General features: G+C 38.1%; 1 protein-coding gene. It reads left to right on the forward strand.

Annotated features, from left to right (window positions below):
• The first annotated feature begins 92 nt into the window (after positions 1-92).
• Positions 93-758: a transposase gene (locus QUA74_RS29770; protein ID WP_333336379.1), complete on the forward strand. Its 666-nt coding sequence runs from the start codon at positions 93-95 to the stop codon at positions 756-758.
• Positions 759-1051: the final 293 nt, after the last annotated feature.

Genomic DNA, 1051 nt, shown 5'->3' on the forward strand with positions numbered 1-1051 from the left:
AGTCGGGTCGCAGAAAGAGGAAGCCCAAACAGTGATGTTTGGAATCACCGTGGCTTTAGCGGGCGTGAGAATGTCAAAACACTGCTACTTATGTGCAGAGACAATACTTTTTTGAGACCAAAAAGTATTACAACTCAATTGATATCTATCATCAAACCAAGAATTTAGAATCTTATGGGTATCTGCCCACTAAAGTTAGTAAGCAGGTTGTGCGTAGAGTATCAGAAGCTTGGAAAGGTTGGTTAGCAGCATTGAAAGATTGGTCAAAGCATCCTGAGAAGTATCTAGGAAAACCTAAAATGCCTGGATACAAGCATAAAGAGCGTGGTAGGAATGTTGTCATATATCCAATAGATGCAATATCAAAACCGGCTTTAGCTAAAAGTATTGTTAAGCTGTCTCAGACCTCCATTGAATTCCCAACTCAGGCTAAAAATGTTGACCAAGTAAGGATTATTCCTAAGCTTGACCACTACGTTATTGAAGTTGTTTACACCGTTGAAGAAGCCGTAAAATCGGATGGTAAATATGTTGCTGGTGTAGACCTTGGTTTAAACAATTTAATGGCTATAACATCCAATCATCCCGGTCTCAGACCGCTTTTGATTAATGGTAGACCGTTGAAAAGTATTAATCAATTATTCAATAAAAGAGTTGCCGCATCACAATCAATTGAAGCTGGGAGACAAATAAAAATGTTGAACGGCAAGCGTGACAGAAGGATTGATAACTATCTCCATATAGCGATTCTCAGATAAATGAGGTATACAGAAACCCTTTATTGTCAAGCTTTCCAGGTCAAAATTCGTACCTCACCTTTTTGAGAAAGGCTATACTGTTAGCCGTAGAGTTATTGACTGGTGTCAATTAAATGATCTTAGCCAGTTAGTTATAGGCAACAACCAAGGATGGAAACAAGATATCAACATTGGTAAAAAGAACAATCAAGAATTTACCAATATTCCACACGCGAAACTTAGGACTGAAAAATAAATAACTTGATGGATTGTCGGGTATAATCAAAAACAGCGCCCTGATTGCTATTTTCTCT

Origin of the sequence: Microcoleus sp. LAD1_D3 (assembly GCF_036702135.1) — a bacterium.
GTDB lineage: Bacteria > Cyanobacteriota > Cyanobacteriia > Cyanobacteriales > Microcoleaceae > Microcoleus.